Genomic DNA, 26,676 nt, shown 5'->3' on the forward strand with positions numbered 1-26,676 from the left:
GCAGGACACGCCGGTGGGGAACGGCGTGTCCTGCACATTTCCCCTGACGACCCCGCCCCACCCCCGGCACCGCCCGGGTGCGCGCCGCGGCCGGCAGGACCGGAGCGACGGGTGCGCCGTCGCAGTCCGGTCAGGGGCGCAGGGCGCGGATCCGCTCGTCGAGCTCGCGGCGGTTGTCGCGGCGCACGACGGCCTCGACGACCTCGATGCCGCCGTTCGGGCTGGCCAGCGCCTGCTCGAGCTCGGGCAGGCTGGTGACGCGCAGGTGCGGGGTGCGGGTGGCCGCGCAGAGACTGGCGAGGTCGACGCCGTGCGGGGTGCCGAAGAGCCGCTCGTACTGGTCGGCGTACTCGACCGCTCCCTGCTCGAGCATCGTGAAGATCGACCCGCCGTCGTCGTTGACGACGACGATCGTCAGGTCCGGGACGGCCTCGTCGGGCCCGATGACCAGCCCGTTGGCGTCGTGGAGGAACGTCACGTCACCCATCAGCGCCAGCGCCCGCGTGCTGGCCGGGCGGGCCAGCGCCGCGCCCACCGCGGTCGAGACGGTGCCGTCGATGCCGGCCAGGCCCCGGTTGGCGAGCACCTTGCGGCGCGCGCCGACGCGGTAGCGCGGAACCATCAGGTCCAGGTCGCGGACCGGGCTGGACGCGCCGACGACGAGCAGGCCCCCCTCGGGCAGCGCACGGGCGACGGCCCCCGCGACCTCGTGAGGGGTCAGGTCCGGCTCGGCGGCCAGCAGCGCGTCGAGCCGTGCGGCGACGCCGCGGTCGGCCGCCTGCCACTCCGCCAGCCACGCCGGGTCGTCGGGGGCGTCCACCGCCGGCACCACCGGCAGCCGCTCGGCGACCGGGAAGGGCCGCTGCGTCCAGACGCCGTACGACGGGGTGTCGACGACCTCGACGTCCGGACGTGACAGCAGCCGGGTGACCGGGCGGGACAGGGTGGGGTGGCCGCAGACCACGACCCGCTCGACCCGGTCACCGAGGTGGGAGGCCAGCAGCAGTCGGTAGGTGCGGATCGCGTTGGCGCCCGTGCGCGAGCCGCTGGACGGCTCGGCCAGCAGCGGCCAGCCGGCGCTCTCGGCCAGGACCCGCGCCGGCGGGCCGGCGTCGTCACCGGCGACGACGACGGTGCGCGGCCCGGACGGGATCGTCACGTGGACCGCGGGCCGGACCCGCGCCACCGGGGTCCCGGGGACGACGTCGGGCACCCAGCGGTCCTCGGGCACCAGCGGCTCGTCGAGCGGCACGTTGACGTGGACCGGCCCGGCCTGCCGGACGTCCAGGTCCGCGACGTCCTGGGTGGGCACCAGCGGCCCGAGGATGCCGACCTGGTCGGTCGTCTGGTTGGCACCGGTGCCGCGCATCCGGGCCGGCCGGTCCGCCGTGACGACGACGAGGTCCACGCCCGCGTGGGCGGCCTCCAGGACGGCCGGGTGCAGGTTGGCCACCGCCGTGCCGGAGGTGCACACGACGGCCGCGCGGCGCCCGTTGCGGGTCAGGCCGAGGCCGAGGAACCCCGCGCTGCGCTCGTCGATGCGGGTGTGCAGCCGGACCAGGCCGGCTGCGGCGGCGTCGTACGCGGCGAACGAGAGCGGCGCGTTGCGCGACCCGGGGCAGACCACCACCTCGGTGACGCCGGCCTCGACCAGAGCGGTCAGCACGGACCGGGCGAGGGCTGTCGACGTCACGAGGACCGATCCTGCCGCACGGTACGCACCGCGGCGAGGCGGGTCTCCCAGTGCGCCACCCGGTCGGGCGCGGCCGCCACCAACGACTCGTCGACCGTGGGCACCCGGACGGGTAGCGCGCCCTCGACCGGCAGCAGCGGGTCGGCGACGACGTCGCGCCCCAGCAGCTGGACCGTGGCCAGGCCGCAGGCGTAGGGCAGCTCGGGCAGCGCCGCGGCCAGGGCCACGCCGGCGGCGATCCCGACGCTGCTCTCCAGCGCCGACGACACCACGACGGGCAGGCCGATGTCCTCCGCGATCCGCAGGCACGCACGGACCCCGCCCAGCGGCTGCACCTTGAGCACGGCGACGTCCGCGGCCTCGAGGTCGCGCACCCGGTAGGGGTCGGCGGCACGTCGGATCGACTCGTCAGCCGCGACCGGCACCTCGACGGCACGGCGGCAGGCGGCGAGCTCCTCGACGCTCGCGCACGGCTGCTCGACGTACTCCAGGCCGCCCGCCGCCCGGTCCAGGACGGCGATGCGGGCGACCGCCGTCTCGACGTCCCAGCCGCCGTTGACGTCGATGCGCACCCGGCCTCCGGGACCGATCGCGTCGCGCACCGCCTCGAGCCGGGCCTGGTCGTCGGCCAACCCCTGTCCGGGCTCGGCGACCTTGACCTTCGCGGTCCGGCAGCCGCCGGCCCGGACGATCGCGTGCGCCTGCTCCGGCCCCACCGCCGGCACGGTCACGTTGACCGGGACGGTGTGGCGCACCGGCGCCGGCCAGTCACCGGCGGCCGCCTCCTCCGCGCAACGGAGCCACGGCTCCGCGACGACCGGGTCGTACTCCAGGAAGGGGCTCCACTCACCCCAGCCGGCAGGTCCTGCGAGCAGGACACCCTCGCGCACGGTGATGCCGCGGAACCGGGTGCGCATCGGCAGGCTGAAGACCCTCACGCCGGCTCCTCGACCAGGGCTCGCAGCGCGAGCCGGTCGGGCTTGCCGTTGTCGAGCAGCGGCACCGCGTCGAGGCGGACCAGCTGCCGCGGCGCCCACGATCGCGGGTGGACCGCGCCCACCCAGTCGCGGGCCTCGTCGAGCCCGATCCCGGTGGTCGAGCCCGTCGCGACCACGACGAAGGCGACGACCCGGTTGCCCCACTCCCCGTCCGGCACCCCGAGGACCTCCGCCGCCACCACCGCCGGGTGCTCCCGCAGGCGCACCGCGACGGCCGGGGCGGGCACGTTCACCCCACCGGTGACCACCACGTCGTCGAGCCGGCCCAGCACGTGCAGCCGGCCGTCCTCGTCGAGACGGCCAGCGTCGGAGGTCAGGAACCAGCCGTCGACGAGCGCCTCGGCGGTCCGGGCCGGGTCGCCGTCGTACCCGGCGAAGAGCGTGGGTCCCGCGATCCGCACCCGTCCGTCCTCGCCGATCGCGACACCCACGCCGTCGAGGGGCAGCCCGTCGTAGACGCAGCCGCCGGCGGTCTCGGCCGATCCGTAGGTCGCCACGACGTGGACGCCGGCGTCATGGGCGCGTTCGCGAAGCCGCGGGTCGACCGGCCCGCCGCCGAGCAGCACGGTGTGGAAGGTGCGCAGCGCCGCCACGTCGGTGTCGAGGAGCCGGTGCAGCTGGGTGGGGACGAGCGAGACGAACCGGTCGACCTCGCCCAGGGCGTCGGTCGCCGCAGCGAAGCCGGCGTGCTCGTCGAGCAGGACCGGCTCGTGCCCGGCGACGAGCGAGCGGCAGACGACCTGCAGGCCGGCGACGTACGACGCCGGCAGCGCCAGCAGCCAGCGGCCGGACGCCCCGAGCCGCCGGGCGCTGGCCCGGACCGACGCGAGGACGGCCGCGCGGGGCAGCAGCACCCGCTTCGGCACTCCGGTGGACCCGGACGTCTCGACGACCCAGGGCGCGGGGTCGTCCGCGGCGAGCCAGTCGGCGACCGCACGGACGGCGTTATCCACGCGACCGACCCTAGCGACGCGTGATGGGATGCCCGGGTGCCCACCCGTCTGGACCGGTTCCTGCCCCCGACGCCGCTGGCACGCCGGCTGTCGCTCCAGTCGGTGCTGTTCGCCACCGGCGAGGGTGCGTTCATCACCGGCAGCGCGGTCTTCTTCACCCAGATCGTGGGGCTCAGCGCCGCTCAGGTCGGGCTCGGGCTCACCGTCGCCGGCGTGGTCACCTTCGCGTTCGCCGTGCCGCTCGGGCGGCTGGCCGACCGGGTCGGCCCGCGGCGGCAGTGGGCCGCCTCGGCGTTCGTCGGCGCGGCGCTCTACCTGGTCTGGCCGTTCATCGGCAGCTTCGCCGCATTCCTGGCGATGACCGTCGCGATCGAGGTCGTCGGCAACGCGGGGTGGTCGGGCCGCGGCGCCTACACGCTCGACGTCTTCCCCCACGACGAGAGGGTGCGGTCGCTGGCCTTCATGCGGGCGGCACTCAACATCGGCTTCACCCTCGGCGCGATGATCGGCGGCCTCGCCCTGGCCTTCGACAGCGACACGCTCGTGCGCGCGGTGCCCTGGGTCACCGCGGCGATCCTGTTCGTCAACGCCGCGTTCATCACCCAGCTCCCGGACGCCGAGCACGACCGCGTCGTCGCGTCCCCCGCGGAGAAGGCGCTGGCCGACGGGTCGAGCGCCGGCAGTGCCCTGCGCAACCGGGGCTTCTTGTCGCTGTCGGTCCTCGACGGGGTCCTCGGCACCAACCAGGTGCTCCTCAACGTCGTCATCCCGCTCTGGCTGGTGCAGGCGACCGACGCACCCCACGTGCTGCTCGCCTGGCTCTTCGGGACCAACACGGTGCTCGCCGTGCTGCTGCAGGTGCCCGCGGCACGAGGCGTGAACTCGGTCGCGACGTCCCTGCGGGCGGCGCGGATCAGCGGCGCCTTCTTCGTCCTGTCCTGCTTCGTCGTGCTCGTCACCCACGACACGCTCGGCTGGGTCACGATCGTGCTGGTCTGGCTCGGCCACGTGACGGTGACCGGTGCCGAGCTCTTCCAGTCCGCCGGCCACTGGGGCTTCCTGTCCGAGCTCTCCGACCCCGACCGGCGCGGGGAGTACCAGGGCGTGTCGCAGCTCGGCGGCACGCTCGGCAGCGTGTGGGCACCGGCCGCCTTCACCTACCTCGCGCTCGAGTGGGGGGCGACCGGCTGGGTCGTCATCGCCTCCGTCATCGTGCTCGCCGTGCTGGGGATGGGCCCCGCGGCACGGGCCGCCGAGCGCTACCTGGCGCGCGCGGACCGGGCGACGGCTGCTTGAATCTCCCCTCGTGGCATCTCCTGGACAGTGGCTGGCCGGCGCCCGGCCCCGCACCCTCCCCGCCGCGGTCTCACCCGTGGTCGCCGGGACGGGAGTCGCGGCGTACGTCGACGCCGTCGTGTGGTGGAAGGCGCTGCTCGCCCTCGTGGTGGCCCTGGCGCTCCAGGTCGCGGTCAACTACGCCAACGACTACTCCGACGGCGTGCGCGGCACCGACGCCGACCGGGTCGGTCCGATGCGCCTGGTCGGGTCGGGTGCGGCCACGCCCGGCGCGGTGAAGCGGGCGGCCTTCGTGGCGTTCGGCGTCGCTGCCGTCGCCGGGCTCGTCCTCGCCGCGACCACCGCCTGGTGGCTGGTGCTGGTCGGGCTCGTCTGCGTGCTCGCGGCCTGGTTCTACACCGGCGGGTCGCGGCCCTACGGCTACCTCGGGCTCGGCGAGGTGATGGTGTTCGTCTTCTTCGGCCTGGTCGCGGTGACCGGCACGACGTACGTCCAGACCGAGACCTGGGAGTGGGCGGCCCTGGCCGCGGCCGTCGGCGTCGGAGCGCTCGCGTGCGCGATCCTGGTGGCCAACAACCTGCGCGACATCCCGACCGACACCGTGGCCGGCAAGCGGACGCTCGCGGTGCTGCTCGGCGACCGCCGCACCCGGCTCCTCTACGTGGCGCTCGTCCTCGTCGCGGTCGCGGCGGTCGCCGCGGTCGCAGCCCTCACGACCTGGTGGGCGCTGGTGGGCCTGGGCTTCCTCGTCGTCGCCCTCCGCGGCTGCCGGGTGGTGCTGTCCGGGGCCACCGGACCCGGTCTGGTCCCGGTGCTCCAGTCGACGGGGCTCGCCGAGCTGCTGTGGGCGGTGCTGGTTGCGCTCGCGCTCGTCGCGGCCGGCTGACCGTCCCTCACGTACGCTCGGGACATGCTCTGGGTGATCCTGCTCGTCGTGGTGCTGGCGGTGCTGGCCTACCGCTACCGCGTGCCGCTGCTGGCGAAGATCCTCGGGCAGTCCCCCGAGCGCATCCAGCGCCAGCTCGGTCGCCGCAAGGACTGACCGGCGCCCGACCTGCGCGCTCAGGCGTCGTCGACGTCCTCCTTGGCCTTCATCTCCTCGAAGCGCTCCTTCGCCCGGTCGGCCCGCACCTGGACGCGGCGCGCGAGCGCCTCGCGCTGGCCGGCGAGCACGAAGTAGGACCCGATGCCGCTCACCAGGAGGGCGACGACCACGGCCCAGAAGACCGGCACGGACCCGGCGGCGAGGTACCACACGCCGGCCACGACTCCGAGGGACGCCGCGAAGAGCCCGAGCCGCAGGGCGCTGTAGATCCAGAACTCCTTCACGGGATTCAGGGTAGGCATCACCAGCGAGTGCCTACGCTGGGGGTGTGCTGAAGTTCCTGCTCCTCGTGATCCTCGTCGCGGTTGCGGTCTACCTGACGACCCGAGCCCTCCAGCGGCGTGGCGAGGTGCCGGCACCGCGACGCCCCCGTCCCGAGCCGCCGCGGGTGATCGGTCCCGACGACGACCCGGACTTCCTGCGCGACCTGGACCGCAAGCGCAAGCACCCGGAGGACCCTGACGTCTGACGCGGGTCAGCAGCACCCGACGTCCCGCACCCGACGGCCAGCACCGGACGCTCGCCGGCCGGGGTCGTCAGGGGAACGGTGCAGGACACGCCGTCACCCACCGGCGTGTCGTGCACGTTTCACCGGTCGACCGGCGAAACGAGCGCCCCCGCGCCGCTCGCGTAGGAGTGCTGCGAGGTGGTGGAGAAGTAGTTGATCCCGATGAAGTTGAACCACAGCGTCGCCATGCCCACCAGGGCGAGGATCGCGGCGTTGCGGCCCTTCCAGCCGGCGGTGGTGCGGGCGTGGAGGTAGGCGGCGTAGACCACCCAGGTGATGAACGCCCACACCTCCTTGGGGTCCCAGTTCCAGTAGGACGACCACGCCTGGTGGGCCCAGATCGGCCCGGTGATCAGCACCGCGAAGGTCCAGACCGGGAAGCCGAAGGCGTGCAGCCGGTAGGAGACCCGGTCGAGGACCTCGGGCTTGGGGAGCCGGGCGACGTAGCCGGTCGTCGTGTCCGGGCGGCGGACCTTGACCAGGTAGAGCGCGGACGTGATCCCGCCCAGGGTGAAGGCGCCGGTGGCGATGATCGCGGAGACCACGTGGATCACCAGCCAGTACGACGACAGCGCCTCGGTCAGCGGCGCGACCGGGGCGTAGAGCCAGGTCACGGCGATCATCAGCACCGCGAGCACGAAGACGAGGACCACCGGGGCCATCCAGGCCAGGTGCAGCCGGTGGTAGAGCAGCACGTAGAGGAACGCGACGACGAACGTGCCGGTCAGCGTGAACTCGTACATGTTGCCCCACGGCACCCGGTTCGGGTCGGCCGCCATCCCGCGCGCGACGAGCGCGACGAGCTGGATGCCGACGCCGATGCAGGTGAGCAGATAGCCCAGGCGCCCGAACATCGCCGTCCGACGAGCGGTCGCCTCGTCCGTGCCGACGTCGTCCGGCCCGGTGGCGATCGCGATGCCACCGGGCACGTCCTCGGCGGCCACCGACGTCGCGACGGCACCGACCGGGACCTTGCGGAGCGAGGCCCACTCGACCAGGTGGGCGAGCAGGGCCAGGAAGTAGACGAGCCCGCAGGCCGCCACGGCCTGGTTGCTGAGGCTCTCCCACGCGGCGTCGGTCACGACTGGTCCTCTCCTGGTCCGTCACCGGGTCGGTCCCGGGGTTCCTGCAGGGCGGCCACGAGCTCGTCGACGACCGCGGCCGTGTCGCCACCGCCCGACCGGTCGAGCGCGGCGACCTCGACCAGTGTGCCGTCCCCCTCCCGACGGACGCGAACCCAGACCCGTCGGGGCCGGATGAACAGCGACCCGAGCAGCCCGAGGAGGGCGAGCACGACCCCGGTCAGGGCGATCCACTTGCCGGGGGTCTGGCTGATCTGGATCTTGTTCCACTGCTGCAGGCCGTCGAAGCTGACGGTCCCGAGGCCGTTGGGGAGCTTCACGCTCTCGCCCGGGCGCAGGTCGATCCGGTACGGCGCGCCGTTCGGCTTCGTGAGCATCGTGACGTGCGACTTGTCGAGGGCGTAGATCGACTGCGGCGCGCCCGAGTCCATGCCGAGGTCGCCGGTGTAGACGAGCATCGAGATCATCGGGTCGAGCGGCTTGCCGAGCAGCGAGTAGTAGCTGCCGGTCTGCTTCGAGAACGCCACCGTCGGGTAGAACTCGCCCTCCAGCCCGATCTGGGTGGGCTCGGCGTCGGGTGCCTTCACGACCCCGATCGACTGGAAGCTCTGGTTGACCGGCAGGAACACCGTCGGTCCCCCGGTCGTGTTCCCCTCGCCGTCGGTGATGGTGATGACCGGCGCGTAGCCGTGGCCGATCAGGAACACGTCGGTGTTCCCGATCGTGAGCGGGTGGTTGACCTTGAGGTCGTAGCCCCGCTCCGGGGCGCCCGGCGACTCCTGGTAGGTCAGGTGGGACTGGAAGCCGCGGGCCATGCCGGCCCGCGGGCCGGTCAGCAGCCAGTCGACGCTGAAGTCGTCGATGCTGAAGGAGAACGGCTCCATCCTGTCGGCGCGGAACAGGCTCCCGGGCTTGAAGTCGTCGTACTGCGTCAGGTTGTTGGAGAACCCGTACTGGTCGCCGACCAGCAGGATCACCCCGCCCTTGTAGCCGAACAGGCTGCCGAGCGCGAAGCCGACGAGCACGACGAGCACCGACAGGTGGAAGACCAGGTTGCCGGCCTCGCGCAGGTAGCCGCGCTCGGCCGAGACGGCGTCACCGTCCTCGCCGGCCCGCAACCGGTAGCGCCTCCCCCGCAGCGTCGCGCGGGCGCGCTCGAGCACCTCGTCCGGCGCCGCCGTCGTCGAGTACGACGCGTGGTCCGGCAGCCGGGTCAGGTTGCGGGGGGCCGCCGGTGGCTGGGCCCGCAGGCCGCGCCAGTAGTGGAAGGTGCGCGGCAGGATGCAGCCCACCAACGAGAGCATCAGCAGGATGTAGATGGCCGAGAACCACGGGGAGTCGTAGACCGAGAAGAGACCGAGCCGGTCGTAGACCGGTGTCAGCTTCGGGTGCGCGGCCTGCCACCTCGACGTCTTCATCGAGTCGACGCCGTCCTGGGGGATGATCGACCCCGGAATGGCGGCGAGCGCGAGCAGTAGGAGCAGCACCAGTGCCGTGCGCATCGAGGTGAGCTGCCGCCAGGTCCACCGCAGCAGCTCGCGGAACGTCAGCTCGCCGGCCCGGCGGTCGTCGTCGGGCGGACGGGTGCTCAGCGCGGAGCGCGTGGGCGTGCTCATGCGGGGTCCCCGCCGGGACGCGAGCGCAGCGAGCGGTCTGGTGGGGTGCTCATATGACCGTGCCCTGGTCCTCGACCAGACGCAGCTGCAGCCAGTTCACGGCGTCGGCCCACCAGCCGGTGAGCAGCAGCACGCCGACCCCGATCAGCATCAGGCCACCGGCCCGCATCACCCACACCTGGTGCCGGCGGACCCAGCCGATCGCCGAGAGCGCCTTCTCGTAGGCGAGGCCGGCGGCGATGAACGGCAGCCCGAGGCCGATCGCGTAGACGGCGGACAGCAGTGCGCCGCGGGCGGCCGTGCCCTCCGAGAACGCCAGGGTGGTGATCGCGGCGAGGGTGGGGCCGATGCACGGCGTCCAGCCGAGCCCGAAGAGGAAGCCGAGCACCGGCGCGGCGGCCAGCCCGACCGCGGGCACCTGGTGGACCCGCCACTCCCGGTTCAGGAACGGCAGCCAGCCGGCGAAGGCCAGCCCGAGCACGATCATCAGCAGCCCGAGGACGACGGCGAGCTGCCGGTCCCAGGTCACCAGCCAGGCCCCGAGCGCACCGGACGCCGTGCCGAGGATGACGAACACGACGGTGAAGCCGGCGACGAAGAGCAGCGACCCGAGGAACATCCGGCCGCGGCGCGAGCCGGCGACGCCGTTCGCGAGGTCGGCTCCTGACAGGCCGGTGGCGTAGGAGAGGTAGCCGGGCAGCAGCGGGATCACGCACGGCGAGAAGAAGGACACCAGCCCGGCGACCAGCGCGACCGGCACCGCCAGCACGAGCGATCCGGACAGGGCGGTGTCCTGGAACCACTCAGCCATCGGTCGTCTGCTCCCCGGCGGTGGGGCTCGAGGAGGACGCGCCGCCCGATCCGCCCTCCGCCGCGACGTCCGAGACCACGTCGACGAGCGTCTGCCGGCCCGGGAGCGCACCGAGGATGCTCGCCGCGACCCTCCCCTGGTCGTCGAGGACCACGAACGACGGGATCGAGTTCGGCCCGAGGGTGCCCTGGAAGGCCAGCATGGCCTTGCCGTCGGGCGAGAAGATCGACGGGTAGGGGACGTCGAAGCGGCGGACGAACGCCTGACCAGTGCTCGTCGACGGGTCGCGCAGGTTGATGCCGACGACCTGGGCGGTGCCGCCGATCTGCCGCGCTGCGGCCACCACGTCCGGCGCCTCGGCGCGGCAGGGGCCGCACCACGAGCCCCACACGACGACGACCACCGGCTTGCCGCGGTGGTCGGCGAGGTCGATCGGCTTGCCGTCGAGGTCGGTGCCGCTGAGGTCGACCGGGTCGCCGCGGTCGGCGGGGTCGATCAGGTGGACCTCGCCGTCACCGGAGTAGAAGCCCTTGTCGCCGGTGCCGTTGAGGGAGGAGCACCCGGAGAGGAGGAGCAGGCAGCCGAGGACGGCCACCACGACACGTCGCACTACGGCCTTCTCTCCTCGGGGGCGCCACCGGCCGAGAACGGCGCGCTCTTGTCCTTGGCCGGGATCAGGTCTCCGGCCGGCTCCGAGTAGCGGACCTGGGTGATCGTCTCACCGACGAAGTGCAGCGACGTCAGCGAGCACAGCGTGCACTGCCGCTTGCGCGGGTCGTGCAGCTGTCGGCGGCCCTCGACGTGGAGCCGCGTGGTCCAGATCGGCAGCTGGTGGGAGACGATCACGGCCTCGTGCCCGGCGGCCGCCTCGCGGACGTCGTGGACGGCGGCCATCATCCGGGCGACGATCTGGCGGTGCGGCTCGCTCCAGGAGGGCCGGAACGGGTTCCAGAGGTGCCGCCACAGCCGCGGTCGCTTCACGATGGTCATCGCACCGTCGCCGAAGTTCAGCCCCTCGAACTTGTTGGTCGACTCGATCACCCGCTCGTCGACGACGATCTCCAGCCCGCGCGCCGCTGCCAGCGGCCGGGCGGTCTCCTGGGCCCGCTCCAGGGGCGAGGAGCGGATCTGGGTGATGTCGCGGTCACCGATCGCCGCGGCGACCCGCTCGGCCATCCGGACGCCCAGCTCGGAGAGGTGGTAGCCGTCGCGGCGGCCGTAGAGCACGCCCTCGGGGTTGTGGACCTCGCCGTGCCGCAGCAGGTGGACGGTCGTCTCGGTCGCGTCGGTCACCGGGCCTCCTCGGCGGTGGCCGCGGCCTGCGCGGCGTGGGGCAGGGCGTCCAGGACGGTCTGCACCGCCCGGTCGTCGTGGGCGGCGGACAGGAACCAGGCCTCGAACGCCGAGGGCGGCAGGTAGACGCCGCGGTCCAGCATGGCGTGGAAGAACGCGGCGTACGCCGTCTGGTCGGTGCGCGAGGCGTCGTCGAAGTCCCGGACGGGGCCGTCGGTGAAGAACACCGAGAACATGGTGCCCGCGGTCTGGACGACGTGCGGGACCCCGGCCCGCGTGAGTGCCTCACCCGCCGCTTCGCGGATCGTCTCCGCCGCCGACCCGACATGGGCGTAGACCTCGTCGGTGGCCAGTCGCAGGGTGGTGAGGCCGGCGGTGGTCGCGACCGGGTTCCCCGACAGCGTGCCGGCCTGGTAGACCGGCCCCTCCGGGGCGAGCTGGGCCATCACGTCGGCCCGGCCGCCGAACGCCGCAGCGGGGAAGCCGCCGCCCATCACCTTGCCGAAGGTGACCAGGTCGGGTCGCCAGCCCTCGACGGCGCCGTCGAGACCCCAGTGACCCTGCCGGGTGGCCCGGAAGCCGGTCATCACCTCGTCGCTGACGAACAGCGCGCCGTGGCGCGCGCAGGTCTCGGCCAGGAACCGGTTGAACCCTCCCCCCGATTCGTAGGAGTCGGGCGGGACCACCCCCATGTTGCCCGGTGCGGCCTCGGTGACCAGGCAGGCGATCCGGTCGCCGTGCTCCTCGAAGGCCTTCTCCACCGCCGCGCGGTCGTTGTAGGGCAGCACCAGCGTGAGCGCGGTCGACGACTCGGGGACGCCGGGCGTGCCCGGCAGCGCGAACGTCGCGAGGCCGGAGCCGGCCGAGGCCAGCAGCGAGTCGACGTGGCCGTGGTAGCAGCCGGCGAACTTCACGACCACGTCGCGGCCGGTGACGCCGCGGGCCAGCCGGATGGCGGACATCGTGGCCTCGGTGCCGGACGAGACGAAGCGGACCCGGTCGACCGGTGCCCGCGCCACGATCTCCTCGGCGAGCTCCACCTCCGGCTCGGTCGGCGCGCCGTAGGACGTGCCCCGGCGCACCGCCGCCTCGACCGCGGCCAGCACCTCGGGGTGGGCGTGCCCGAGCAGCATCGGGCCCCAGGAGCAGATCAGGTCGACGTACTCGGTCCCGTCGACGTCGGTGAGCCACGCGCCCTGCGCGGACCGGATGAACCGAGGGGTGCCGCCGACCGCGTTGAAGGCGCGCACCGGCGAGTTCACGCCCCCTGGCGTCACCGCCCGCGCCCGCTCGAAGAGGGCGCGGGAGGCGGCGGTGCGGTCGTCGGCGGAGGGGCTCACCGGCCCATTGTCCCAAGTGCCGCCAACCGCGCGCCCAGGAGGTGGTGCCAGCCCCCCGCCGCGCGTTTCACCGTCATGACCTGCGGGAATGGTCGTCCCTGTCGCGTAACCAGCAGGCGGTGCACTCGTTGTGCCGATCACCACGTGACGAGGGACACGCGGCTCGGGCGGCGGGTCAGACGAAGGTCAGAGCATCCGGTCTGGCAGCAGGAGGGCGATCAGCATGACCACAGCGCGCTTCGGACGCGCCCACAAGGCGATGGCGCTGGTCCCTCTCGCCATCCTGTCCGCGGCCTGGACCGCGAGCATCGCAGGGGTCGGCACCGGCGTCGCCGCCGCCGACGCCAGCCCGGACACCCCGCTCCCCGACGGCTCGACGGTCCCGACGCAGGCGATCACCGCGCCCGCGAGCGTGTCCTCCGCCGGCGCCGTCGCGCCGGGCGTCCCGGGTGGCACGCAGCAGGTCGTCGCCACCGCCTCGACCTCGGGCATCCCGTCCGCCGCCCTGGCGGCCTACCAGCGCGCCGAGACCGTGATCGACGCCGCCGACCGGGGCTGCCACCTCTCGTGGCAGCTGATCGCTGCCATCGGCCGGGTGGAGTCCGACCACGGTCGCACCGGCGGCAACACGCTCGACGCCCAGGGCGTCGCCCGGCCGGGCATCTACGGCCCGGCGCTCAACGGGTCCGACGGCACCACCCGGATCGCGGACACCGATGCCGGGCAGTACGACTCCGACGCCCGCTTCGACCGCGCCATCGGCCCGATGCAGTTCATCCCGTCGACCTGGTCGGTGGTCGGGGTCGACGCCGACGGTGACGGGAAGCGCAACCCCCAGGACATCGACGACGCGGCGCTCGCGACCGCCGTCTACCTGTGCTCCGGTGACGACGACCTCTCGTCCACGGCCGGCCAGCGCGCTGCGGTCTACCGCTACAACCACAGCCAGTCCTACGTCGACCTGGTGCTGCGGATCGCCGCGGCCTACACCGACGGCGACTTCACCTCCGCACCGAACGGCACGACGTCCGCGGGCTACCTCGTCCCGGCGCCGGCGCCCGCCGCCCACGGTCCGCGCGGGCACCACCAGCACCACGGCCAGCACCACCAGTCCGGTGGCGGCTCGGCCCCGACGGCCCAGCCCAGCCCGGCACCCACGGCCGCACCCACGCCCTCCGGTGGCGGGGACGGCGGCTCCGGCGGGTCCGGGGGCGGGAACGGCGGCTCCGGCGGGTCCGGTGGCGGGAACGGCGGCTCGGGCGGAGGCGGCGGCGTGCACGTGCCGGGCACCCCGGTCTCGGTCCCACCGCTCCCCTCGACCTCGGTCGGACCGGTCGACCAGGTGCTCACCCTCGCCCAGGCGGTCGCCCAGTGCACCCTCGAGGGCAAGATCGACAACCCGCTGAAGAACGACGACCCGTTCGACAAGTGCGTGTACGCGTACACGCACTAGGGCGCCGACTCGCGGTCAGCGACGCAGCAGCCGGGCGGCCTCGGCGGCCCAGTAGGTCAGCACCACGTCGGCGCCGGCGCGGCGGATCGAGGTGAGGGTCTCCAGGATCGCGGGCTCGCGGTCGATCCAGCCGCGGGCGGCGGCCGCCTCGACCATCGCGTACTCGCCGGAGATGTTGTAGGCCGCGACGGGCACGTCGACGGCGTCGCGCACGCGGCGGATCACGTCGAGGTAGGCCAGGGCCGGCTTGACCATGACGATGTCGGCGCCCTCCGCGACGTCGAGCAGCGCCTCGCGCACGCCCTCGACGGCGTTCGGGGTGTCCTGCTGGTAGGTGCGCCGGTCGCCCTCCAGGGAGGAGTCGACGGCCTCGCGGAACGGGCCGTAGAACGCCGAGGCGTACTTCGCCGAGTAGGCCAGGATCGAGACGTCGGCGTGCCCGGCGGCGTCCAGCGCCTCGCGCACGACCGCGACCTGGCCGTCCATCATCCCGCTCGGTCCGACCATGTCGACGCCGGCGTGCGCCTGGGCGCGGGCCATGTCGGCGTACGCCGCCAGGGTGCGGTCGTTGTCGACGCGACCGTCCGGGGTGAGCAGGCCGCAGTGGCCGTGGTCGGTGAACTCGTCGAGGCACAGGTCGCTCATCACCGTGAGCGCGTCGCCGACCTCGCCCACGACATCGGTGATCGCGAGGTTGAGCACGCCGTTGGGGTCGGTCGCCCCGGACCCGACGGCGTCCTTCTCCGTCGGGACCCCGAAGAGCATCACGCCTCCGAGGCCCAGCTCGGCGGCCTCGGAGACCGCCCCGAGCAGCGAGGACCGGGTGTGCTGGACGACCCCGGGCATCGAGGAGATCGGCACCGGCTCGGTGATGCCCTCGCGCACGAAGAGCGGCAGCACCAGCTGACGCGGCTCGACCGAGGTCTCCGCGACCATCCGGCGCAGCGCCGGCGTGGTGCGCAGCCGCCGCGGCCGGATCGTCGGCCCCACGACCTCCGGGACGTCGCTCATCCGAACTCTCCTGACGCGATCACGGCTGCTCCTGACCTCACCGGTGTCTCGATACGGCCGTCGCCTCCTCGTGCCTCGGAGGCGGACCTACTCGACCCTTCCGCTCTACGTCGCCGCTCCCGCTTCGCGAGTGCGCCGACGCGCGGAAGGCTTGCGGTCCGAGGGCTTGGTCACCGGCTGGCCGGCCTCGACCATCGCCAGCCGGCGCGCGGCGCCGAAGTCGGCGAGCGCGTCGACGAGGACCTCGACGTCCGGCTTGGGCGCCAGCACGTCGACCCGCAGGCCGTGCTCCTCGGCGGTCTTCGCCGTGGCCGGCCCGATGACCGCGATGACCGTGGACGGGTGCGGCTTGCCCGCGATCCCGACCAGGTTGCGGACGGTGGAGGACGAGGTGAAGACGACCGCGTCGAACCGGCCGGTCTTGATCGCGTCGCGCGTCTCGGCCGGCGGCGGGGCCGCGCGCACGGTCCGGTAGGCCGTCACGTCGTCGCACTCCCACCCGAGGTCGATCAGGCCGGCCACCAGGTTCTCGGTCGCGATGTCGGCGCGCGGCAGGAAGACCCGGTTGATCGGGTCGAGCAGCTCGTCGTACTCCGGCCAGTCCTCCAGGAGGCCCGCGGCCGACTGCTCGCCCGAGGGCACCAGGTCGGCGCGCAGGCCCCAGTCCGCGATCGCCTGGGCGGTCTTCTCGCCGACCGCCGCGATCTTGAGCCCGGAGAAGGCGCGCGCGTCGAGGCCATACTCCTCGAACTTCTCGCGGACCGCCTTGACCGCGTTGACCGAGGTGAACGCGATCCACTCGTAGCGGCCCTCGACGAGCCCGCGCACCGCCTTGTCCATCTGCTGGGGGTTGCGCGGCGGCTCCACGGAGATCGTCGGCACCTCGTCCGGGACGGCGCCGTAGCCGCGCAGCCGCTGGGAGAGCGAGCCCGCCTGCTCCTTGGTGCGCGGCACGAGGACGCGCCAGCCGAACAGCGGCTTGGTCTCGAACCACGAGAGGGCCTCGCGCAGGTCGACGACGTCGCCGACCACGGTGATCGCCGGCGGTGACATCCGCGCGGCCCGCGCGTCGGCGGCGATCCGCTCGAGCGTCGAGGCGACGGTGGCCTGCTCGGTCGTGGTGCCGACGCGGGTCATCGCGACCGGGGTCTGCGGCGACCGGCCGGCGGCGACGAGGGCCGCGGCGATGTCACCGATCTGGCCGACGGCCGAGAGCAGCACCAGCGTGCGGCGGTCGGCGTACCGGCTCCAGTCGACCTTGTCGCCACACGTCACGACCGCGACCTCGCGCTGGTCCTTGGTGGTCAGGGGGATGCCCGCGTACGCCGGCACGGCGCTCACCGAGGAGACGCCCGGGACGATCTCGAAGGCGATGCCCGCCTTGGCACAGGCCTGCGCCTCCTCGGGGCCCGAGGCGTAGAGGAACGGGTCGCCGGCCATCAGCCGGACGACGCGGAGACCGCGCTTGGCCTGCTTCACGACGACCTTGGCGCGGGCGGCGTGGGTCAGCGGCTGACCGTCCTCCCCGAAGCCGCCGTCGACGAGCTCGGGTCCGCCCTCGGTGGCGCCGCGCAGGGCGCGGACCAGGTCGGCGTGCTCGGGTGACTCGGTCACCACGACGTCGGCCTGCTGGAGCAGGTCCACGGCCCGCACGGTCAGCAGGCCGGGGTCGCCCGGGCCGCTGCCGACGAACGACACCCAGCCGCGCAGCGCGCCCGTGCCGGTGGTGGTGGTCTTGCCTCGCGTCATGCGTTCTGCCTCTTCGCTGGTGGATCCGTCAGTCGTGCTGCTCCGTCGGCGAGCATCTCCTCGGCCAACCGGGTCCCGACGCCGGTGGCGTCGGCGAGGGCGCCCGATGCGGACATCCGCACCGAGAGCGCCCCATCGGATGAGAGCGCCACGGCCCGCACCCAGAGCTCTTCGCCGTCCTCGCCCTCGACGACGTCCGCGAGCGCGCCGATCGGCGCGGAGCAGCCGCCCTCCAAGGTGGCGAGCACCGCCCGTTCGGCGGCCACGGCCGCCCGCGCGGCGGGGTCGTCGATCGCCTCGCGGACGACCTCGGCGAGGTCGCCGTCGGCGCGGCACTCGACCGCCAGCGCCCCCTGGCCAGGGGCCGGGAGCACCTGCAGCGGGTCGAGCACCTCGGTCGCCTCGTCCAGCCGGCCGAGCCGGGCCAGGCCCGCGCGGGCGAGCACCACGGCGTCGAACTCGCCGGAGCGGACCTTGGCGATCCGGGTGTCCACGTTGCCGCGGACCCCGACGATGTCGATGCCCAGGCCGAGCGCGTGCAGCTGGGCGGCGCGCCGCGGCGAGCCGGTGCCGACGCGGCTGCCCACCGGCAGCTCGCCGAGGGTCAGCCCGTCGCGGGCGACGACGACGTCGCGCGGGTCCTCGCGGCCGGGTACGGCGGCCAGCGCGATGCCCGGCGCCGGCGCGGTCGGCAGGTCCTTGAGCGAGTGCACGACGAGGTCGACGCGCCCGTCGAGGAGCGCCTCGCGCAGCGCCGAGACGAATACCCCGGTCGACGACGCACCGACCAACGAGGTGCCGGCGGCCTGGCTGCGGTCGCCCTCGGTGGAGATCTCGACCAGCTCGACCTCCCGGGCGAGCCGCTCGCGCAGGAGGTCGGCCACCCACCCCGACTGGGTGGTGGCGAGCGCGGAGGCGCGGGTGCCGATGCGGAGGGTGGTCATGAGAGGCCCTCCGGCCGGACGACGGCCTCGACGGCGTCCTGGTCGAGGGCGAACAGCCGGGCGAGCGCGTCGGCGTAGGAGACCGCGCCGTCCTCGTTGGCCAGCTCCTTGACCCGCACGGTCGGCTGGTGCAGCAGCTTGTCGGCGACGCGGCGCACGGCGTGCAGCACCTCGGCGCGGGTGGCCTCGTCGAGGTCGGGCACCCGGCTCTGGAGCCGCTCCATCTCGGCGTCGACGACCGAGGTGGCCATCGAGCGGAGCGCCACCACGGTCGGGGTGACGCTCGCCTGGCGCCGGGCGGTCAGGAAGGCCGCGACCTCCTGGGCCACGATCCGGCGCACCTGCTCGACCTCGCGGCCGGCCTCGGAGTCGCGCAGCTCCTCGGCGAGCTCGGCGAGGTTGATGAGCGTGACGCCGGGCAGGTCGGCGACGGCGGGGTCCACGTCGTGCGGGAGGGCGAGGTCGAGGATCGCGATCCGACGACCCCCGGCGACCGCCTGCTCGACCATGTCGCGGCTGACGACCGCACCGGTCGCACCGGTGCAGGCCACGACGACGTCGGCGACCGCGAGCTCGGCCTCCAGGTCGGCGAGGGCGGCCGGGCGGGCGCCGTACTCCGCGGCGAGGCGGTGGGCGTTGCTGCTGGTGCGGTTGGCGACGGTGATGCTGGCCGCGCCGCGGCGGGCGACCGTCGCGGTCGCCAGACCCGCCATCGCCCCGGCGCCGAGCACCAGGACCCGGTGGCCGGTGAGGTCGCCCAGGGCGGCGTGGCTGCGGTCGAGCGCGGCGGTGACCAGCGACGGGGCGGCCCGGTCGATGTCGGTCTCGGCGCGGGCGCGCTTGCCGACGCGCAGGGCCTGCTGGAACAACACGTTCAGCGCGGGACCGACCGTCCCGGTCTCCTGCCCGGCGCTCAGCGCGTCGCGGGTCTGGCCGAGGATCTGCCCCTCGCCGAGCGCCATCGAGTCCAGGCCGGCGACGACCTGGAACAGGTGCGACACGGCGCCGTCGTCGTAGTGGACGTAGAGGTGCGGCAGCATGGCCGCGGTCTCCTCGCCGGCCCGGTCGATGAGCAGGCGCGACACCTCCTCCACGGAGCCGTGGAAGCGGTCCACCTCGGCGTAGATCTCCAGCCGGTTGCAGGTGGCGATGACGGTGGCCTCGGTGACGTGCTCGCTGGCGGCCACGTCGTCGATGAGCTTGTGGACGCCCTGCTCGTCGAGCGCGACCTGCTCGAGCAGCGACACCGGCGCGGACTTGTGGGAGATGCCGACGACGAGGACGCTCACGCGGTCACCTCCTGGGTCGCGGCCTGGGCGCCCTGGGTCTTGCGCTGCTCGTGGTAGGCGAGGATCTGCAGCTCGATCGACAGGTCCACCTTGCGGATGTCGACCTGGGGCGGGACGGAGAGCACGATCGGCGCGAAGTTGAGGATGCTCGTGATGCCGCAGGCGACCATCCGGTCCGCGACGTCCTGGGCGGCCCGGGCGGGCGTCGCGATCACGCCGATGGCCACGGAGTGCTCGCGCACGATCCGCTCGAGGTGGTTGAAGGGGCGCACGTCGATGCCCGCGACGACCTCGTCGTGGCGGTCGGGGTTGGCGTCGAGCAGCGCCACGACCCGGAAGCCGCGGCTGCGGAACCCGGAGTAGTTGGCCAGCGCCTGGCCCAGGTTGCCGATGCCGACGATGACGACCGGCCAGTCCTGGGTCACGCCGATCTCGCGGGCGATCTGGTAGCGCAGGTAGTCCACGTCGTACCCGACGCCCCGGGTGCCGTAGCTGCCCAGGTAGGACAGGTCCTTGCGCAGCTTCGCGCTGTTGACGCCGGCGGCGGTCGCCAGCTCCTCGCTGGAGCAGGTGCCGACACCCCGCTCGGACAGCGTGGTGAGGGCCCGCAGGTAGACGGGCAGTCGCGCGACGGTCGCCTCGGGGATGTCCCGGGCACTCTCGGGCCGGGCACTCTCGGGAGAGTTCCGTGCGGTCACTGCCTTCTCGTCTCCAAGCCGTGTCGCCGTGGGCTGGACCCGTGCGGGTCCCGTGGGCTGGGCCGTCGTCGGGCACCCGCGCACCAGCCCGTGACAGGCCGCGTGCACCCGGCGGCGCGATCACTGTAGGAGTTTGTGAACAGGAGAACAAAACCGGCGACGGGCACCGCCCGGGCTGGGACTAGCACATGTGAGATGACCCACGTACGGCGGGTGGGTGCTCGCGCGGGCCGGCCGCGCCTCCCAGCGGGGGCTCAGCGGGCGAGCGCCGCGCGGAGCCGCTGCTCGTCGACCCGCCAGAAGTCGTGCTGGCGGCCGTCGACGAAGGTCACCGGGATCTCCTCGCCGAACCGCCGGAGCAGCTGGGGGTCGTCGTCGATCGAGACCTCGTCGTACCGCTCGCCGAGCTCGGCGCACACCCGCTCGACCACGGCGCGGGCGTCGTCGCAGAGGTGGCAGCCGGGACGGGAGTAGAGCGTGACCCGGGCGGGCTCGCGGCTCACTCCAGCAGCCCCAGGGCCCGGCGCCGCTCGATGGTGCGCAGCCGGCCCTTCTGGACCTTGCCCGTCACCGTCCTGGGCAGCTCATCGACGACCTCGACCCGGGACGGCTGCTTGAACCGGGCCAGGCGTGCCGCGCAGTGCTCGCGGACCGCCATGACGAGGGCCGCGGGGTCGGCGGACGCCTGGGCGCGCATGTAGGCGACGACCGCCTCGCCGGTCTGCGGGTCCTCGACGCCGATCACTCCGACGTCCTCGACGCCGGGCACCTCGGCGACGACGTCCTCGACCTCGGTCGGGTAGACGTTGAACCCGGAGACGATGACCAGCTCCTTGAGCCGGTCGACCAGGAACAGGTCGCCGTCCTCGTCCAGGAACCCGACGTCGCCGGTGGACCACCAGCCCTCCGCGTCGGGACCGCCGTCGCCGTCGGGCCAGTAGCCGCTGAACAGGTTCGCCCCCCGGACCTGGATCTCGCCGACATCGTCACCCTCGGGCGCCCGGCCGCCCTCGTCGACCAGCCGCAGCCCGACGCCGGGCAGGGCCGCACCCACCGACCCGGGGCGGGGGTGCGCGCTGCAGAGCGTGCTCGTGACGACCGGTGCCGCCTCGGTCAACCCGTAGCCCTGGTGCACCGGGATCCCGGTGCGTGCCGTGAACTGCTCGCACGCCTGCGCCGACAACGGCGCGGACCCGGAGAGGACGACGCGCACCGACCGGAGCCGCTCGGCCAGCTCGGGCTCGTCGGCCCAGTAGGCGAAGACCGGCGGCGCGACCGGCAGCACCGTGCACCGCTCCGCGGCGACCACGTCGGGCGTCCGGTGGGGGTCGAACCGCTCCACGAGCACCAGCACGGCGCGGTGTCGCAGCACGGCGCCCAGCACGGCGTTGAGGCCGTAGACGTGGAACAGCGGGAGCACCCCGAGCACGACGTCCTCGCGGGCGACCATCGGCGGCTCGACCTGCGCGACCTGGTCGACGTTGGCCAGCAGGGCCCGGTGGGTCAGCATCGCGGCGCGCGGCCGGCCGGAGGTGCCGCTGGTGTAGAGCAGCGCGGCCAGCTTCTCGGGATCCTGCAGCGGCGGCACCGGGCGAGGCTCGACGTCCAGCAGCTCGTCGTACGACGCCTCGCCGACGACCACCACCCGGGGCGGCGCGGCCAGGGCCTGTGCGGCCGCGCGGACGGCTCCCGCGGTGCCCGCGTCGGCCACCGCCACCCTGGCGCCGCTGTCCTCGAGCATCCGGCCGAGCTCGTCGACGGTCGAGAGCGGGTTGACCGGGACGGCGACGGCCTGGGCGCGCAGCACCCCGAGGTACGTCGTCACGAACTCGATCCGGTTGCCGACCGCGACCAGCACCCGCTGGCCGCCGACGACGCCCTCCCGGCCGAGCCCGGTGGCGGTGCGGGCGACCTCGTCCTCCAGCTCGGCCCAGGTGCGGCGCCGGCCGCCGGTCTCGACCAGGGCGAGCCGGTCCGGCTCCTCCGCGGCCGCAGCGCCGACGAGCTCCGCGACGTCGCGCACTCCGGACATGGGCCCGATCCTTCCACAGCACCACGGAGCGGGACGCCGGCCGGCAGCGCCCGGTGCGCCCGCGGGGACACTACGCTCGGCCTGTGACCGACAAGCGGCCCCGTCCTCGCGACCTGCAGGCACGCTCGGTCCTGGCCGGCGAGGCGTCCGCCGCGGCCGCGGAGGTCGAGTCCGCCCTCGCCGCACCCCGGGACCCGACGGCGGCCGCCTTCTTCGACGTCGACAACACCGTCATGCAGGGCGCGAGCATCTTCCACCTCGCGCGCGGCCTCCACCGGCGCAAGTTCTTCACGACCCGCGAGATCCTGGGCGCGGCGTGGAAGCAGGCCTACTTCCGGGTGGTCGGGGTCGAGGACCCCGAGCACGTCGCCGAGGCACGCGCCTCGGCGCTGGGCTTCATCGCCGGCCACACCGTCACCGAGCTCCAGGAGCTGGGCGAGGAGATCTTCGAGGAGGCGATGGCCGACCGGATCTGGCCCGGGACCCGGGCGCTGGCCCAGCTCCACCTCGACGAGGGCCAGCGGGTCTGGCTCGTGACCGCGGCGCCGATCGAGATCGCCCAGATCATCGCCCGGCGGCTGGGCCTGACCGGGGCGCTGGGCACGGTCGCCGAGCACGTCGACGGCGTCTACACCGGGCACCTGGTCGGCGACATGCTGCACGGCCCGGCCAAGGCGGAGGCGGTCCGGGCGCTCGCCGAGCGGGAGGGGCTGGACCTGCACCGCTCGTCGGCGTACTCCGACTCCTACAACGACCTGCCCCTCCTCTCGATGGTCGGCGACCCGTGCGCCGTCAACCCGGACGCGCGGCTGCGGGCGCACGCCCGGGAGCAGGGCTGGCGGATCCGGGACTACCGCACCGGCCGGAAGGCGCTGCGGGCCGGCGTGCTGGCCGGAGCGGTCGCGGGTGCCGTCACGGGGGCGGTCGCCGCCGGCGCCACCCTGCGGTCCCGGCGCCACTGATTCCCGGCACCTCATCCCTGGCACTGATTACGGTCGACGATCCACGGGTTTACCAAGGAGTAACTCGCGTTTACCATGGGCAGGCTTCGGGGGCAGCTGCTTGGGGAGGTCACCGGTCCATGCCGTGGGGAGAGAGCGACGTCGTGCGCGGGCTCGATGCCCTGCGCCGGCTGGTCGCGCAGGTGCTCCTCGACCCCGTGCCGGTGCCGGAGGCTCGCTGCGCGGGTCTCCCGGGCGTCCTCGCGATCGAGGCCGTCGCCGGCGACCGGCCCGGCCCGGGCACCGCGAACGGTGGTGGCGGCCGCTACGACGACGCCGACCTCGCGGCGTCCTCGGAGGAGGACGAGGGCGAGCGGACCCGCCTGATCGCCCTCGTCGAGCTCGCCCGCGGCGGCGACACCGAGGCGTTCGGGCTGCTCTACGACCACTACCAGCCCTCGGTGTACCGGTTCCTCTTCTACCGCACCCGCTCCAGCACGCTGGCCGAGGACCTCACCTCCGAGACCTTCTTCCGCGCGCTGCGGAGCATGAACGGCTTCCGCTGGCAGGGCAAGGACTTCGGCGCCTGGCTGATGACGATCGCCCGCAACCTGGCGACCGACCACTTCAAGGCGGGTCGCACCCGGTTGGAGCTGACCACCGAGGACATGGCGCTGCACGACGACGCCACCGAGGGACCCGAGTCCAGCGTGCTCGCCGGGCTGACCAACGAGATCCTGCTCCAGGCGCTCACCGAGCTGCCGCCGGAGCAGCGGGACTGCCTGGTGATGCGCTTCCTGCAGGGCATGAGCATCGCCGAGACCGCGGCGGTGCTGGGCCGCTCCGACGGCGCCGTCAAGCAGCTGCAGCTGCGCGGCGTGCGCAACCTGGCCAAGCTGATGCCGGAAGGGATCCGGGACTGATGGCGGCCCGGCTCCGGATCTCCGACCGCACGCGGGCGCGCACCGTAACTCCTGCGCCCGCGCACTCGTTGAGGTCGACATGACGTGGGGGTTCTCGGCGCAGCGTCGCGCCGACCAGTTCGACACGTGGGTGGAGTCCGCCTCCGGCCCCGACCCGGCCGACGGGTCTCCCCGCGACGCCGAGTTCCTCGAGCTCGTGGGTGCTCTGCGGTCGGTGCCGGTCGTCACCGCACGGCCGGAGTTCGTCTCCGAGCTCCGCGCGCAGCTGATGGCCGAGGCGGCCACGGCGTTGGCCGGGCCGGACACCTCCCGGCTGCGGCTACCCGAGCGCCGGCCGCGCCGCGAGCGGCGCTTGGCCGCGGCCATCGGCGGGCTCGCGATCGTCGGCGTGACCACCGGTGTCGCCGTGGCGTCCCAGAGCGCGCTGCCCGGTGAGGCGCTCTACCCGGTCAAGCGCGTCATCGAGAACGCGCACGCGGGCCTGTCGGTGGGCGACGGCAACCGCGGCTCCACGATCCTCGCGAACGCCACCGACCGGCTCGACGAGGCCGACGCGCTGGTCCGCCAGGACGGGTTCGGCGCCGACCTGCGGGTCTCGGACACGCTCAGCACGTTCACCGACCAGGCGGTCCAGGGCTCCGACCTGCTGCTCGCCGACTACGCCCACCACGGCGACAGCTCCTCGATCGCCGAGGTGCACGAGTTCAGCGCGGACAGCCTGGACCGGCTGGCGGCCCTCGAGCCCCTCGTGCCGGCGTCGGCCCGCGACGAGCTGATCCGCGCGGCCCGCACGGTGCAGACCATCGATGCCGAGGCCACCGACCGCTGCCCCGACTGCGGTACGCCGGTCGAGTCGATCCCGCCGGTGCTCGCCGCCGCCCAGCAGGCGGTCGTGGCGCCGACCCCGCCCCGGCCGAGCGCGACGACCGGCAGCAGGCACCACGCGGCCGGCCCGAAGGGTCCGGCTCTGCCGACCGTGCAGCCCGGTGACGTCGGCCCGGGCAGCGTCACCGACCCGGTCGTTCCCGGCCCGACCGCCAGCACCGGCCCGCTCCAGGCGCTGACCGACGGGCTGGCCGATGCCCTCGGCGGTGGTGCCGACACCTCCGGCGGCAAGAAGCACCCCAGCAGGACCCCGTCGCCGTCCCCGTCCACCGTCGGCGAGGCCGTCGACGGTGCCGTCGACGGCGTCGGGGCGATCCTCGGGAGCGTCGTCGACGGGGTCGACGGCGTGGTCGGCGGGCTCTCCTCGCCGGCTCCCTGAGCCGGCCGTGCCGGTCGGGTCCCTCCCCGGCTGCGTGCGCAGTCGGTGAGCGATCGTGGAGGCCGATGTGCGAGCGTCACTGTCTACCCCGGGCCATACTCCGGTCATGACCGAGGCTCGGACCGGCATACGCGACGGCGTGTCAGCAGTGGATCGACGGCGGCAGATCATCGCCGCGTCCGTAGTGCTGCTGGTCGCCGCCGGCATCGTGACCTGGTGGGCACTGCGGCCACCGACCGCGCCGACGGTGCTGGGCGAACGGACAGTCGTCGGATTCGACGCTGACCCTCGGCCGGTGAAGGCGGCCGCGGGATTCGCCGGGCTTGCCCTTCCGCGCGCGGAAGACGATGAGGTCCTGACGTTCCGAGGCGCCCCGAAGGTCCACTTCCGGACGAACACCGCCGCGGCCACCGCGCGGGTAGCGGTGTGCGTGCTCGGCGCCGGCCAGGACACGTTCATCGCGGGCTACGCACGCGACCTCGGTACAGCGTGCCGCGAGGTGCGGTACGTCGAAGACGGCACCCACGTGCGCTGGGGTGGCAGCGGGGACGACCCACTGGAGTACCTGATCCTGGTGGTGACCCCGTCCAGGGCGGGCGTTGCGACGGTCGACCGGGTCACCTACGACTATGAGCGCGAGTCAGGCGAACGTGGACTGGACGTCGCCGACAGCGTCGACTACACCATCCGCGCCAGCTAGCCCGCGACGCGTCCGGGTCCGGAGCCGCGAAGTGCACGGTCATGCCGAGATCCGGATGATGTGCGGGGAGCTGCGCCCGAACCAGCACGACATCCGGGATCCCGGCACCGGGTGCCGGGGATCTTCTCAGATGGCGGGCTGGGCCGTGGGTGTGTCGTCGCGCTGGTCGCTACTGCCCCGCAGCACCATCACGATGCCGATGATGGCCAGCACGAACGCCAGCCACTGGGCGAAGCCCAGCACGCCAAAGGGCGACTCTGCGTCGGCGGCGGCATCGTTGAAGGCGAAGGTGGTGAAGTCGATCCAGGCGTGCAGCAGCATGCAGAGGACCAGGGTGCCGGCCAGTCGCCGCGTGAGGTAGAGGACCGAGCCGGCGACGAACGCGATGGCGATCTGCTGGACGGTCGAGAGGAAGGACTGTCCGAAGAAGAGGTTGAGGGCGTGCACCAGCCCGAAGAGCAGGCAGCTGAAGAACCAGGCCATGGGCTCGCGGAAACCGCCGCGCAGGCCGACGAGGCCGGTGCCCCGGGTCAACATCTCCTCGCCGAACCCGACCAGCAGCGTGCCGACGCCCAGCGCGAGGAGGTAGGACGCGGACCGGTCGGCAGGACCGATCCCTCCAAGCACCGAGCCGAGTCCGGGCAGGAACATCAAGACCGGCACCGCCCACAGCCACCGGGGAGCGCCCAGGTCCTCACGGATCGCGGGCCCCCACCACCCCAGGTAGCTGGTGACCGCGGCCGTGAACGCCGACGCGAGCGCGACCGGGAGGACGATGCCCTTGACGATGTTCGCTGCCGAGTCACCGACCGTGTCGTAGTCGGTACCAACGGCGATCCAGGTGATCGCGACGATCGCCATGTAGCCGACCGCGAGGCCGACCGTGATCAAGGGACGGGGTTCGACGCGCATGAGGGACCTCGTGTGATGGTCGACCCGGACAGAAGCCGAGTCGGCGGTGGGCGTGTGGGGTTGAC

27 protein-coding genes are annotated in these 26,676 nt (G+C 73.7%); 9 read left to right on the forward strand and 18 right to left on the reverse strand.

The features are described from left to right. Positions 1 to 130: 130 nt before the first annotated feature. From menD to ACILRH_RS10995, 3 genes are read right to left on the reverse strand one after another with little or no spacing between them, the layout of a single operon-like run. On the reverse strand, positions 131 to 1,693 hold the full coding sequence (gene menD / locus ACILRH_RS10985; RefSeq protein WP_395693211.1) for a 2-succinyl-5-enolpyruvyl-6-hydroxy-3-cyclohexene-1-carboxylate synthase: 1,563 nt from the start codon (positions 1,691 to 1,693) through the stop codon (positions 131 to 133). Further along, a complete protein-coding gene (locus ACILRH_RS10990; protein WP_395693212.1) occupies positions 1,690 to 2,631 on the reverse strand; it encodes an o-succinylbenzoate synthase in 942 nt (313 codons plus the stop codon). The genes menD and ACILRH_RS10990 overlap by 4 nt, the downstream gene beginning before the upstream one ends. Beyond that, entirely contained in the window at positions 2,628 to 3,644 is a 1,017-nt protein-coding gene (locus ACILRH_RS10995) for an AMP-binding protein (protein WP_395693214.1), read from the reverse strand. Before ACILRH_RS10995 ends, ACILRH_RS10990 begins: the two co-directional genes overlap by 4 nt. Positions 3,645 to 3,680: 36 nt before the next feature. Here ACILRH_RS10995 and ACILRH_RS11000 point away from each other — a divergent pair, with 36 nt between their 5' ends. The 3 genes from ACILRH_RS11000 to ACILRH_RS11010 are packed head-to-tail and all read left to right on the forward strand — an operon-like array spanning position 3,681 to position 5,982. After that, positions 3,681 to 4,940 (forward strand): MFS transporter, encoded by a 1,260-nt coding sequence (locus ACILRH_RS11000; protein WP_395693215.1) that lies wholly within the window; start codon positions 3,681 to 3,683, stop codon positions 4,938 to 4,940. 10 nt (positions 4,941 to 4,950) lie between these two features. Continuing rightward, positions 4,951 to 5,826, forward strand: a complete 876-nt coding sequence (locus tag ACILRH_RS11005) for a 1,4-dihydroxy-2-naphthoate polyprenyltransferase (protein ID WP_395693217.1) — start codon at positions 4,951 to 4,953, stop codon at positions 5,824 to 5,826. Between the two features lie 24 nt (positions 5,827 to 5,850). Further along, positions 5,851 to 5,982 (forward strand): hypothetical protein, encoded by a 132-nt coding sequence (locus ACILRH_RS11010; protein WP_395693219.1) that lies wholly within the window; start codon positions 5,851 to 5,853, stop codon positions 5,980 to 5,982. A 20-nt stretch (positions 5,983 to 6,002) separates the two neighbouring features. On the opposite strand, the gene ACILRH_RS11015 is transcribed toward ACILRH_RS11010, so the two are convergent. Further along, a complete protein-coding gene (locus tag ACILRH_RS11015) occupies positions 6,003 to 6,269 on the reverse strand; it encodes a DUF4229 domain-containing protein (protein WP_395693221.1) in 267 nt (88 codons plus the stop codon). A 44-nt stretch (positions 6,270 to 6,313) separates the two neighbouring features. On the opposite strand from ACILRH_RS11015, the gene ACILRH_RS11020 reads away from it, so the two are divergent. After that, on the forward strand, positions 6,314 to 6,514 hold the full coding sequence (locus tag ACILRH_RS11020) for a hypothetical protein (protein ID WP_395693222.1): 201 nt from the start codon (positions 6,314 to 6,316) through the stop codon (positions 6,512 to 6,514). A 119-nt stretch (positions 6,515 to 6,633) separates the two neighbouring features. Here the strand turns inward: ACILRH_RS11020 and ccsB are convergent, their stop codons facing one another. Genes ccsB through hemL form a run of 6 tightly spaced genes read right to left on the reverse strand, consistent with a single transcriptional unit; the run spans position 6,634 to position 12,695 of the window. Beyond that, positions 6,634 to 7,635 carry a c-type cytochrome biogenesis protein CcsB gene (ccsB, locus tag ACILRH_RS11025; RefSeq protein ID WP_395693224.1) on the reverse strand — a complete coding sequence of 334 codons (1,002 nt, stop codon included), beginning with the start codon at positions 7,633 to 7,635 and terminating at the stop codon, positions 6,634 to 6,636. After that, positions 7,632 to 9,251 carry a cytochrome c biogenesis protein ResB gene (locus tag ACILRH_RS11030; RefSeq protein WP_395693226.1) on the reverse strand — a complete coding sequence of 540 codons (1,620 nt, stop codon included), beginning with the start codon at positions 9,249 to 9,251 and terminating at the stop codon, positions 7,632 to 7,634. Before ACILRH_RS11030 ends, ccsB begins: the two co-directional genes overlap by 4 nt. Positions 9,252 to 9,300: 49 nt before the next feature. Then, the gene (locus ACILRH_RS11035) at positions 9,301 to 10,062 is read right to left on the reverse strand and encodes a cytochrome c biogenesis CcdA family protein (RefSeq protein WP_395693228.1); all 762 of its coding nucleotides are present in this window, start codon (positions 10,060 to 10,062) and stop codon (positions 9,301 to 9,303) included. Beyond that, positions 10,055 to 10,672, reverse strand: a complete 618-nt coding sequence (locus ACILRH_RS11040; protein ID WP_395693230.1) for a TlpA disulfide reductase family protein — start codon at positions 10,670 to 10,672, stop codon at positions 10,055 to 10,057. Before ACILRH_RS11040 ends, ACILRH_RS11035 begins: the two co-directional genes overlap by 8 nt. Next, positions 10,672 to 11,355: a histidine phosphatase family protein gene (locus ACILRH_RS11045; protein WP_395693231.1), complete on the reverse strand. Its 684-nt coding sequence runs from the start codon at positions 11,353 to 11,355 to the stop codon at positions 10,672 to 10,674. The genes ACILRH_RS11040 and ACILRH_RS11045 overlap by 1 nt, the downstream gene beginning before the upstream one ends. Further along, positions 11,352 to 12,695, reverse strand: a complete 1,344-nt coding sequence (gene hemL, locus ACILRH_RS11050) for a glutamate-1-semialdehyde 2,1-aminomutase (protein WP_395693232.1) — start codon at positions 12,693 to 12,695, stop codon at positions 11,352 to 11,354. The genes ACILRH_RS11045 and hemL overlap by 4 nt, the downstream gene beginning before the upstream one ends. 223 nt (positions 12,696 to 12,918) lie before the next feature. Here hemL and ACILRH_RS11055 point away from each other — a divergent pair, with 223 nt between their 5' ends. Next, positions 12,919 to 14,148: a lytic transglycosylase domain-containing protein gene (locus ACILRH_RS11055; protein WP_395693234.1), complete on the forward strand. Its 1,230-nt coding sequence runs from the start codon at positions 12,919 to 12,921 to the stop codon at positions 14,146 to 14,148. Positions 14,149 to 14,163: 15 nt separating this feature from the next. Here ACILRH_RS11055 and hemB read toward each other — a convergent pair whose 3' ends face one another. The 7 genes from hemB to ACILRH_RS11090 form a co-directional block, all read right to left on the reverse strand. Further along, positions 14,164 to 15,159, reverse strand: coding sequence for a porphobilinogen synthase (hemB, locus tag ACILRH_RS11060; RefSeq protein ID WP_395693236.1), 996 nt, complete (start codon positions 15,157 to 15,159; stop codon positions 14,164 to 14,166). 105 nt (positions 15,160 to 15,264) lie between these two features. Beyond that, entirely contained in the window at positions 15,265 to 16,908 is a 1,644-nt protein-coding gene (locus ACILRH_RS11065; protein ID WP_395693238.1) for a uroporphyrinogen-III synthase, read from the reverse strand. After that, entirely contained in the window at positions 16,905 to 17,852 is a 948-nt protein-coding gene (gene hemC / locus ACILRH_RS11070) for a hydroxymethylbilane synthase (RefSeq protein ID WP_395693240.1), read from the reverse strand. The genes ACILRH_RS11065 and hemC overlap by 4 nt, the downstream gene beginning before the upstream one ends. Next, on the reverse strand, positions 17,849 to 19,141 hold the full coding sequence (locus ACILRH_RS11075; protein WP_395693241.1) for a glutamyl-tRNA reductase: 1,293 nt from the start codon (positions 19,139 to 19,141) through the stop codon (positions 17,849 to 17,851). The genes hemC and ACILRH_RS11075 overlap by 4 nt, the downstream gene beginning before the upstream one ends. Next, positions 19,138 to 19,839, reverse strand: a complete 702-nt coding sequence (locus tag ACILRH_RS11080; protein ID WP_395693243.1) for a redox-sensing transcriptional repressor Rex — start codon at positions 19,837 to 19,839, stop codon at positions 19,138 to 19,140. Before ACILRH_RS11080 ends, ACILRH_RS11075 begins: the two co-directional genes overlap by 4 nt. A gap of 254 nt (positions 19,840 to 20,093) precedes the next feature. Beyond that, positions 20,094 to 20,342, reverse strand: a complete 249-nt coding sequence (locus ACILRH_RS11085; RefSeq protein ID WP_395693244.1) for a glutaredoxin family protein — start codon at positions 20,340 to 20,342, stop codon at positions 20,094 to 20,096. After that, positions 20,339 to 21,871, reverse strand: coding sequence for a class I adenylate-forming enzyme family protein (locus ACILRH_RS11090; protein WP_395693245.1), 1,533 nt, complete (start codon positions 21,869 to 21,871; stop codon positions 20,339 to 20,341). Before ACILRH_RS11090 ends, ACILRH_RS11085 begins: the two co-directional genes overlap by 4 nt. 83 nt (positions 21,872 to 21,954) lie before the next feature. On the opposite strand from ACILRH_RS11090, the gene ACILRH_RS11095 reads away from it, so the two are divergent. The 4 genes from ACILRH_RS11095 (at position 21,955) to ACILRH_RS11110 (ending at position 25,699) form a co-directional block, all read left to right on the forward strand. Then, a complete protein-coding gene (locus tag ACILRH_RS11095; RefSeq protein ID WP_395693247.1) occupies positions 21,955 to 22,833 on the forward strand; it encodes an HAD family hydrolase in 879 nt (292 codons plus the stop codon). Positions 22,834 to 22,952: 119 nt separating this feature from the next. After that, entirely contained in the window at positions 22,953 to 23,735 is a 783-nt protein-coding gene (locus tag ACILRH_RS11100; RefSeq protein ID WP_395693248.1) for a sigma-70 family RNA polymerase sigma factor, read from the forward strand. Between the two features lie 79 nt (positions 23,736 to 23,814). Next, positions 23,815 to 24,999 carry a DUF5667 domain-containing protein gene (locus ACILRH_RS11105; RefSeq protein ID WP_395693249.1) on the forward strand — a complete coding sequence of 395 codons (1,185 nt, stop codon included), beginning with the start codon at positions 23,815 to 23,817 and terminating at the stop codon, positions 24,997 to 24,999. Positions 25,000 to 25,105: 106 nt separating this feature from the next. Further along, on the forward strand, positions 25,106 to 25,699 hold the full coding sequence (locus tag ACILRH_RS11110) for a hypothetical protein (protein WP_395693251.1): 594 nt from the start codon (positions 25,106 to 25,108) through the stop codon (positions 25,697 to 25,699). A gap of 126 nt (positions 25,700 to 25,825) precedes the next feature. Here ACILRH_RS11110 and ACILRH_RS11115 read toward each other — a convergent pair whose 3' ends face one another. Beyond that, positions 25,826 to 26,611, reverse strand: a complete 786-nt coding sequence (locus tag ACILRH_RS11115) for a lysostaphin resistance A-like protein (protein WP_395693253.1) — start codon at positions 26,609 to 26,611, stop codon at positions 25,826 to 25,828. Between the last annotated feature and the right edge of the window lie 65 nt (positions 26,612 to 26,676).

Source organism: Nocardioides sp. (genome assembly GCF_044226765.1).
GTDB lineage: Bacteria > Actinomycetota > Actinomycetes > Propionibacteriales > Nocardioidaceae > Nocardioides.